9 protein-coding genes are annotated in these 8,439 nt (G+C 69.8%); 5 read left to right on the forward strand and 4 right to left on the reverse strand.

The window, feature by feature from the left end:
* Nucleotides 1–376: 376 nt before the first annotated feature.
* Nucleotides 377–2,515 (forward strand): hypothetical protein, encoded by a 2,139-nt coding sequence (locus CCN51_RS19900; protein ID WP_245881652.1) that lies wholly within the window; start codon nt 377–379, stop codon nt 2,513–2,515.
* 34 nt (nt 2,516–2,549) lie between these two features.
* Here CCN51_RS19900 and CCN51_RS19905 read toward each other — a convergent pair whose 3' ends face one another.
* On the reverse strand, nt 2,550–3,206 hold the full coding sequence (locus CCN51_RS19905; protein ID WP_106436372.1) for a TetR/AcrR family transcriptional regulator: 657 nt from the start codon (nt 3,204–3,206) through the stop codon (nt 2,550–2,552).
* 112 nt (nt 3,207–3,318) lie between these two features.
* Here CCN51_RS19905 and CCN51_RS19910 point away from each other — a divergent pair, with 112 nt between their 5' ends.
* Nucleotides 3,319–4,071 carry a 3-oxoacyl-ACP reductase family protein gene (locus tag CCN51_RS19910; RefSeq protein ID WP_014176504.1) on the forward strand — a complete coding sequence of 251 codons (753 nt, stop codon included), beginning with the start codon at nt 3,319–3,321 and terminating at the stop codon, nt 4,069–4,071.
* 23 nt (nt 4,072–4,094) lie between these two features.
* On the opposite strand, the gene CCN51_RS19915 is transcribed toward CCN51_RS19910, so the two are convergent.
* Nucleotides 4,095–4,277 (reverse strand): DUF6104 family protein, encoded by a 183-nt coding sequence (locus CCN51_RS19915; RefSeq protein WP_014176503.1) that lies wholly within the window; start codon nt 4,275–4,277, stop codon nt 4,095–4,097.
* Between the two features lie 186 nt (nt 4,278–4,463).
* Between CCN51_RS19915 and CCN51_RS19920 the strand changes: the two genes are divergently transcribed.
* Nucleotides 4,464–5,525: a methyltransferase domain-containing protein gene (locus CCN51_RS19920; RefSeq protein WP_014176502.1), complete on the forward strand. Its 1,062-nt coding sequence runs from the start codon at nt 4,464–4,466 to the stop codon at nt 5,523–5,525.
* 89 nt (nt 5,526–5,614) lie between these two features.
* Nucleotides 5,615–6,607 carry a helix-turn-helix transcriptional regulator gene (locus tag CCN51_RS19925; protein WP_014176501.1) on the forward strand — a complete coding sequence of 331 codons (993 nt, stop codon included), beginning with the start codon at nt 5,615–5,617 and terminating at the stop codon, nt 6,605–6,607.
* 1 nt (nt 6,608) lies between these two features.
* Here the strand turns inward: CCN51_RS19925 and CCN51_RS19930 are convergent, their stop codons facing one another.
* Nucleotides 6,609–7,223 (reverse strand): hypothetical protein, encoded by a 615-nt coding sequence (locus CCN51_RS19930; RefSeq protein ID WP_014176500.1) that lies wholly within the window; start codon nt 7,221–7,223, stop codon nt 6,609–6,611.
* 182 nt (nt 7,224–7,405) lie between these two features.
* Between CCN51_RS19930 and CCN51_RS19935 the strand changes: the two genes are divergently transcribed.
* Nucleotides 7,406–7,813: a Pycsar system effector family protein gene (locus tag CCN51_RS19935; RefSeq protein ID WP_238545369.1), complete on the forward strand. Its 408-nt coding sequence runs from the start codon at nt 7,406–7,408 to the stop codon at nt 7,811–7,813.
* A gap of 43 nt (nt 7,814–7,856) precedes the next feature.
* Here CCN51_RS19935 and CCN51_RS19940 read toward each other — a convergent pair.
* The coding region (locus CCN51_RS19940; RefSeq protein WP_107426013.1) for an NAD-dependent epimerase/dehydratase family protein at nt 7,857–8,439 on the reverse strand (583 nt) is incomplete at its 5' end.

Below are 8,439 nucleotides of genomic sequence, written 5' to 3' on the forward strand. Positions count from 1 at the left end.
CAGGTCGCCGACGCGGCGGCGGCCGACGCCGAGGCGCTGGAACGCGCCGCCCTGGGGGACCTGTGCGTCGCCACCGACGGGCACACCGTCGAGGAGGTCGCCGACGCGGTCGCTGCTGCGGTCGCCGCCGCCTGCCGCCTCAGATCGTCCTCAAGCTTCTGACCTTCGAACCAGGTATGTACGCGGCGCTGCTAGCTTCATAGGGTGCAATCGCCGAATCTGGCGTTCCGCTTGATGACTGGTCACGGGGGAATCATGCCGTTCGTTCCGCTTGCTCCACGCCCGCACGACACGTCGTCTTCGTCCCCGTCTCGCGCCTCGAAAACCGCTGAGAAGAACCGCTGAAGGGGAACTCGTGCTCACGTACCACCAGGTCATGACCATCGACCTGTCGCTCCTCGAGTCGGCCGCCACGAAATGGGACGAGGCCGCCAAGAAGTTCGAAGCGGTCCGGAAGATCTACGACAGCAAGGTCAAATCGGTCGGGCTCGACGGGACCTGGAATGGCGTGTCACATCTGGTCGCGCGCCCCAATATGCAGCTGACTGACCAGCAGTTCACCGCGGCGCCCAAAGAGGCCCGCGCCGTCGCCTCGATCCTGCGGGACGCGCACAGCCAGTTCGTCGAGCTGCGCGGGAAGGTGAAGTCGGCGGTCGCGGACGCCGTGAAGGCCGGTATGAAGGTCTCGGACGCCGGGATCGCCAGCTATGACTACGCGAAGGCCAGTGCCTCCGAGGCCAATGCCGCGCGTCATGACCCGGATCTGCACAGCAGCGAGCAGTCGTGGACCCGGCATATCGAGGCCGCGGTCAAGGCGGTCGACGACGCCGACCGGGGAGTGAAGCTCGCGCTCAAGGCGGCCGTGGCGGACCCCGATCTCGTCGACGGCGCGGTCAATGGGTTCAATGGCGCGGCGGAAGGCGATATCGAGAAGGTCGAGGCCAAGGAGGCCAAGGACCTCGCGACCAAGCTCAACTCCGGCGATGAGCTCGGTAAAACGGAGATGGACGAGTTCCAGCGGCTGTTCCGGGACAACCGGCACGACAAGGCGTTCAGCCAGACGTTCCTGGACAGTATGGGCCCCAAGGCCACCATCGAACTGAACAACAAGTTCAACAGCCTCGCCAAGGACGACGACAAGAAGGACTTCACCGCCCTCCAGGAAGGCGTGGCCACTTCTCTGGCCACCGCCACCAAGTCGCCCTCCGACCCCTTCTACAAGAAGTGGCAGGAGGGGCTGCGCAAGGTCGGCGCCGAGAATTTCGGGCGTCCGGGCGAGAGCCTTTACGGCTACCAGTCGTTCGTCAACCTCATGACGCACGGCAAGGGCTATGGGAAGAAGTTCATGGTCGACATCGGAAACGATCTCATCGCCCTGGAGAAGAAGGACGGGACGGACAAGTGGCAAAAGGGCGAGGGCCACAGCCTCAAATCCACCGACCCGCTCGATGATCTGCTCGGCATCATGGGCAAGCAGCCCGACGTCGCCAAGGCATTCCTCGATCCGGGTGCGCACGGCGAGAACGACCGTTTGAAGTATCTGCTGCAGGACCGCAACTGGCCCAAGATAGTGATGCAGACCCCGGACGGCGACATCTACTACCGGGACGACCCCGACAGCCGTACCGGCCTGGGGCCCGCGCTCGAAGCCGCGGCCACCGGAAACGTCCCCGGCACGGATCACATCCTCGGGTATCACACCGATGCCGAGGCCCGCGTCATGCACGACACCCTCACGCTCCTGGACGACAGCCGTAAGGGGGCCGGTCTGCACCCGAATCTGCGGGACAACATGGCCCGCATGCTCGTCGACTACACCCCCGAAACCCACGAGATCCTGACCCGTACGGGTCCGTACGCGGACAAGGACGGGGTGTGGAACGACGGCACGAGCGACCCCAAGGACGCCCATATGTCCGTCCCCAGGGAGACCCTGACCCGCATCATGCGCGGGGTGGCGGAGGACGGTAAGGCGTTCGGCGATATGTACGACGCAGAGCGCTTCTACTCCGCCGGGACCCTGACCAAGGCGGACTTCGCCAGCCCCAATGAACGCGCCGCGGCCATCGAAGGGGCGTCCTCCGTCTTCGGTTTCTACGACGGAATCAGCTCCGATATCGCCCGCGACAAGAAGGACGACGCCGTCTCCTGGGCCAACCACGCCCAGACGTCCGAATTCGTCGTCACCGGCGGTATGCAGGCCGCCGCCAGTGCCGGTGCCTCGCTCGCCGGCAAGGGCCCGGCGACCGGGTTCGTCACGGACGCCGTCTACCGCATTCTCTACGCGGGCGTCTACGACTGGAAGGAAGACCAGATCGCCCAGGCGGGGCAGGCGGCGGCGCAGGAGACGGAGTATCACTTCACCACCGGCCAGAAGCAGGTGAACCATCTTGTCGCGGGCTGGGCCAAGGAGAACGGCTACGGCCTCGACACTGGGCTGTCGCGGCACCTCGTCGGCTCCGGGCAGGAGCGTTACGACAGCGCGCGGACGGAAGCGCTCATTTATCTGGACTGATGAGCCGGGGCGGTCCGGACTGATGAGCCGGGAGCTATCCGGGCGGCGGCTGGGCCGGGAGCCCGGCCGGCCCGGCCCCCGGCCCGGCCCCGGGCTCGGTGCGCTCCCATGGCAGTCGGTCGAGGGCCAGGTCGACCAGGCGCTCCAGGGCGGCGCGGTCGGCGCCGTACGCGGCCTGGACGGCCATGCCCTCGGTGAGGGCGAGAACGTACCGCGCGGCGTCTTTCGGATCGACGCCGGCGGGGAGGTCGCCGGACAGCCGGGCCCGCTCGAAACGCTCGGTCAGCATGACCTCGCCCGCCTGGCGCCGAGTGCACACATCGGCCTTCACCTCGCTCGCGGCGTCCCCGGTGACCAGCGCACCGTGGACGAGCAGGCACCCGGCCGGGGTGGCTTCCCCGGTCATGGCCGAGGTCGCGCTCCTGAGCCACCGGCTGACGACCTCGCGGACGGTGCCGGCCTCCAGGGCCTTGGGGCCGTACGAGAAGACCGTGCCGGCGTAGTGGTCGAGCACCCGCTTGAACAGGTCCGCCTTCGAGCCGAAGGCGGCGTAGATGCTGCCTGCCTTGAGGCCGGTGGCGGCGGACAGGTCCGCCATCGTGGTGCCTTCGTAGCCCTTGGCCCAGAAGACGGCGACCGCCGCTGACAGCGCGTCGTCGATGTCGAACTCGCGGGGCCGTCCCTTCGCCATGGCGGTGACCATCCTCACTTTTTAAACGCACGTTCAAGATATCAGTTGCGCGGTGTGCGTGTGCCTGACATCTTGAACGAGCATTCAAAAAATACCTCAGGGAGTGATTCCGATGGCAGAGGCGGCGCGGATGCTGAGCGGCAAGGTGGCGATCGTCACCGGCGGTTCGCGGGGGATCGGCGCGGGCATCGCGCGCCGGCTCGCGGAGGAGGGCGCCGCGGTCGCGGTGACCTACGTCGCCGCGGCGGATCGGGCGGAGGCCCTGGTCAAGTCGGTGATCGCGGACGGCGGTCAGGCGATGGCGGTGCGGGTGGACGTCGCGGACCGCGCGGCGCTGCGGGCCGCCATCACCGAGGTCGTCGAGAAGTTCGGACGGCTGGACATCCTGGTCAACAACGCCGGGGTTGGCCTTGTGGGGCCGATCGAGGAGATGACCGACGCCGACTACGACCACGTCACCGCCGTGAATCTGCGCGCCGTGTTCGCCGCCACTCAGGAGGCGCTGCGCCACATCGGTGACGGCGGCCGCATCATCACGATCGGCAGCGTCAACGCCGAACGCGTCCCCTTCTCCGGCGGCAGCCTCTACGCGCTGACCAAGGCCGGAGTGGCGGGCTTCACCCGCGGTCTGGCCCGCGATGTCGCCGCCCGCGGAATCACCGTCAACAACGTCCAGCCCGGTCCGGTGGACACCGATATGAACCCGGCCGACGGGCCGTGGGCGGCGTCCGCTCTCCCGCACCTCGCGGTGGGCCGGTACGGCACGGCCGGCGAGGTGGCCGGCCTCGTCGCCTATCTGACGGGGCCGGAGGCCGGTTACATCACGGGTGCCACGATCAACGTCGACGGCGGCTATACGGCCTGAGCACCGGCTGGCGGGCTACTCGACTACTCGTCCTCGTCCTCGTCGTCGAGCCGGGCCAGCCAGGTCGCAAGCCGCTCCACCGGGACCTCGAAGTCCGGGTTCAGGTCCACGAATGTGCGCAGCTGCTCGGCGAGCCACTCGAAGGTGATCTCCTCCTCGCCGCGCCGCTTCTCCAGCTCCTCGATGCCGCGGTCGGTGAAGTACAAGGGGTCGCTCCGGGTCGGGTTGGGGGGTGCACGGGGGTGTACGGGGGTGCACGGGTGTGTGCGGGTGTGTACGGGCCCAGGATAGAGCGGCCCGGGCCCGGTTCCGGCGAATACTACGCATCGCGTAGTACGCGGCGCGTATCATGGACGCGAAGCGCGCCCTGTTCGCCGAAGACGAGGAGCCTCATGCGTACCAACGACGCCCAGATGCTGGTGCTCTGCACCCTGGCCGACGGACCCCTGCACGGCTACGCCATCAACGCGGCCATCGAGAAGCTGTCGGGCGAACGCCTCGGCCCCGGCAGCCTCTACGGAGCCTTGACGCGCCTGGAGGACAAGGAGCTGATCGAGTCCCTGGCCGGGGAGGGCCGCCAGCGCCCGGTGCGGCTGACGGCCAAGGGGCGCGAGGTGCTGGAGCGGGAGCTGCGGTCCATGGCCGAGGTCACGGACCGGATGTTCGAGGCGGCGGTGCCCGACCGGATCGGCTATCTCGACCGGCTGGCCGGGACCGACGTCGGCCGCTCGTACAAGCAACTCGTGCTCGACGAGCTGGACATCCGCCCCGGCCACACCGCGCTCGACATGGGCTGCGGCCCCGGCACCGATCTGGCCGCCCTCGCCGAGGCGGTCACCCCGTCCGGGACGGTGATCGGCATCGACGCCGACCCGGAGATGGTGGACCGGGCGCGTGGGCGTACCGCGGACCTCCCCGCCGTGGACGTACGGCTCGGCGACGCCCACGACCTCCCCCTCGCGGACGCGAGCGTCGACCGCGCCCGCACCGACCGCACCCTCCAGCACGTCACAGACCCGGCCCAGGTCCTCGCCGAGACGCGGCGCGTGCTGCGGCCGGGCGGGCGGCTGGTGATGGCCGAGCCCGACTGGGACTCGCTGGCCATCGACCACCCCGACCCCGAGGTCTCCCGCGCGTACACCCGCCACATCACCGACCGGATCGTCCGCAACGCCGTGATCGGCCGCCAACTGCCCCGGCTTGCGACGGAGGCCGGCTTCGCGGTGCCGACGGTCGTCCCGGTCACCTCCGTCTTCCGCGACGTACGGTCGGCCGACCGGATCCTCGGCTTCCAGCGCAACGCGGAGCGTGCGGCGGCGGCCGGGTACCTCAGCGAGGAGGCGGCGCGGCGTTTTCTCGACCACCTTGCCGAGGAGCCGTTCTTCGCGGCGGTGACGCTCTATGTGGTGGTGGCGGAGGTAGGGGAGGGGGCTTCGGCTCAGGCTTTGTCGTAACTGGTGAGTCGCCGGTGCGGGGCCCGGCACTGGATCCTGGGCGCCGTATATGACAGATTGCGTCATATACCGCAGGAATTCTTGAAGCCATGAAATCCGACCGACTGCTCTCGATCATGCTGCTGTTGCAGACCCACGGACAGCTGCCCGCCGGCGCGCTGGCCGAGCGCATGGAGGTCTCGGTCCGCACGATCATGCGGGACGTCGAGGCGCTGTCCGCGGCCGGTGTGCCCGTCTACACCACGCGCGGACCGCACGGCGGCATCGCCCTGCTGCCCGGCTTCCGCACCGACGTCACCGGGCTGACCGCCGACGAGGCCCGAGCCCTGTTCGTGCTGCTGGCCGGCCGCGCCCACGCCGACCTGGGCCTGGGGCAGGCCATCGGGTCCGCGCTACGCAAGATCATGGCGGCCCTGCCCGCCCCGCACCGGCCGGACGCGGACCTGACCAGCCGCCGCATCCTGATCGACCCCGCCCGCTGGCGCGGCCGCCCCTCGCGCCCCGGCGCCGACCTGGCCGTCCTCCAGCAGGCCGTGTTCACCGACCGGCGCCTGCGGCTGCGCTACCGGCACGGCCGCGACAGCCGCGTCCGCTCGTACACCCTCGACCCGTACGGGCTGGTCAGCAAGGCCGACGTCTGGTACCTCGTCGCCGACCACCGCGGCGAGCCCAAGCTGTTCCGCGCCGACCGCACCGTATCCGCCACCGTCCTCGACCAGCCCGCCCAGCGGCGCGACGGCCTGGAGCTGACCGACGTATGGGACACCCTCCGCCGCCGCATCGACGACATCCCCGCCCCCGTGTCCGTCACGGTCGGCGTCAGGCGGGAGGTCCTGGCCAGATTCCTGCGCATCCACGAAGCCGATCTGGCCCCAGTCCCTGACGCCCCGCGGCCCGCCGCGGAAGCGGACAGCGGCGATCCGGAACGGCAGTTGGTCGAGCTCCGCTTCCGGTCGCTCGGCGCCGCCGAGGCGCTGCTGATGTTCGGCGCCGACGCGGAAGTCCTCGCCCCCGACGAACTCCGCCAGGCCCTGGCCCGTAAGGCGGCCGAGGCGGCCACCCTGTACGCGCGGCAGCCGTGATTCAGAAATCCGGGATGTCGTCCAGCCGGCTCAGAAAGCGTCCGGGCCACGAATACAGCGCGCCACTGAACGAGAGATTGCGCGTGTAGACGCCCTCCAGCAGGATCGCCAGCCCGATGTCCAGCCCGTCGAAACCCCCCTGCCCCGCACCCGAGATGGTGCCCGGATACCGCCACGACGAGCGCGACATCGTGATGACGGCTCCCTCACGCCGCAGCTCGTGCCGGAGCTTGCTGCCGAGCACCTGACAGCGGTACGAGCGCTCGGCGATCGCGATCCGCAGCGCCCGCCCGCGCGCCGTCACCGCCAGGTGGCGACGGGCCAGTTTGCCCGTCCACGCGTCGGCGGTCAGGGTCATCATGGCCATGCGCGGCAGATCGCGGAACTCGACACCGGTGAAGGACATGGGGGGTATCCCGTGTCCCGACACCCAGGCGGTGACGGTTTCCCGGAGCAGGTCCTCCTCCGCCGGACACACCAGCTCGACCGGCCCATAACCGGGCACGGTCCCGGCCCAGGTATGGGTGGGCCGCCTCCTCAGGCGGCCCTGAGCCGGGCCGCTGTGGATGAGTTCGAACCGGACTGCCAGCTGGCCCGTGTGCTGGCCGGTGTTCATGCGCGCCCCCTCGACAACTGCGCTGGTCAGACTACCCGCCGTACCCTCGTACCCTCATGCGGCAGGGTTCGCAACAGACCGCGCTCGACGAACCCGCCGACGCGACGGGAGAGGGCACACCCATGGCAACCACCACATCTGACCTGCGACCGGACCGCGCACAAGACCGTATCGCCGCCACCATGACGTCCTTACAGGCCGACTTGGCCCGCTCCGAATCCAAGGCCAGCCTGCTCCTCGCCCTGGCCGGAGCCGCGCTCGTGGCGCTGGGCTCCATGGCGCCCGACCTCCACCCGACCGTCCCGGCCGCCGTGACCGGCGCCCTCGGCACCGCCGCGCTGCTGGCCACGACCGTGATCCTGCTGATCGCGGTGCGCCCGCACGTCGGGGGCAACGACTGGACCAGCTGGACCGCGTTGAGCGACGACCAACTGAGCGAGCGGCTGGCCTCCGGCTTCCAGGTGGAACATGTTCGGTTCATGGCCCAACTCGCCACGCGGAAGTTCCGCCTCATCCGGGCCGCGGTCGACTGTCTGCTCGCCGGGCTCGGCCTGTTGGCTCTCTCGGCGGTCCTCGTCGCAGCGGCGTGAGCACGTGGCCGCCCGAGAGGGGCCCAGGGCGGCCATGAGCGAGTCAGGGCCGGAGGTGTTCGAGGGTGAACTCCGGCAGGGCGTACGAACCGGCCTGGGGTGCGGCGGGGTCGGCCGGGCGGTCCGAGCCGGGGATGTCGCCGACGTGGCGTTCCGCGTCGTCGACCGGGACGTAGTCCAGCACCGCCGGGTCGGGGAGTTCCCAGAAGCGCCGGGTGTTGCCGGAGACCGCGTACACCGTGGCGAAACGCGTGGACGCCGGGGCGGTCAGCGCGGCCCGGACGAAGCCGATGGCGTCGCGCGGGCTCAGCCAGGTCGCCAGATGCCGGGGCTCGGTGGGCGCATCCTCGAAACTGCCGATACGCAGGCACACCACGGACAGCCCGAACTTGTCCGCGTACAGCTGCCCAAGAGCCTCCACGGCCACCTTGCTCACCCCGTACAGCCCGTCGGGGCGCGCCGGTTCCCGCGGCCCGGTGAGATGCCCGGCCGGATAGAAGCCCGTCGCGCGGTTACTGCTCGCCAGCACCACCCGCTCGATCCCGGTGCGCCGCGCCGCTTCCGGTTCTGCTCGAAGCCAATGTGCTCGGTACGCACCACGTCCTGGAAGCGGCGCGGCGCACCGG

This window comes from Streptomyces milbemycinicus (assembly GCF_002154605.1).
GTDB classification, from domain to species: Bacteria; Actinomycetota; Actinomycetes; order Streptomycetales; family Streptomycetaceae; genus Streptomyces; species Streptomyces milbemycinicus.

Coding starts and splice junctions, on each gene's coding strand:
- CCN51_RS19920 (WP_014176502.1), top strand. CDS start 4,464: ATGCGTACCAACGACGCCCAGATGCTGGTGCTCTGCACCCTGGCCGAC.
- CCN51_RS19925 (WP_014176501.1), top strand. CDS start 5,615: ATGAAATCCGACCGACTGCTCTCGATCATGCTGCTGTTGCAGACCCAC.
- CCN51_RS19905 (WP_106436372.1), bottom strand. CDS start 3,206: ATGGCGAAGGGACGGCCCCGCGAGTTCGACATCGACGACGCGCTGTCA.
- CCN51_RS19930 (WP_014176500.1), bottom strand. CDS start 7,223: ATGAACACCGGCCAGCACACGGGCCAGCTGGCAGTCCGGTTCGAACTC.
- CCN51_RS19910 (WP_014176504.1), top strand. CDS start 3,319: ATGGCAGAGGCGGCGCGGATGCTGAGCGGCAAGGTGGCGATCGTCACC.
- CCN51_RS19935 (WP_238545369.1), top strand. CDS start 7,406: ATGACGTCCTTACAGGCCGACTTGGCCCGCTCCGAATCCAAGGCCAGC.
- CCN51_RS19900 (WP_245881652.1), top strand. CDS start 377: ATGACCATCGACCTGTCGCTCCTCGAGTCGGCCGCCACGAAATGGGAC.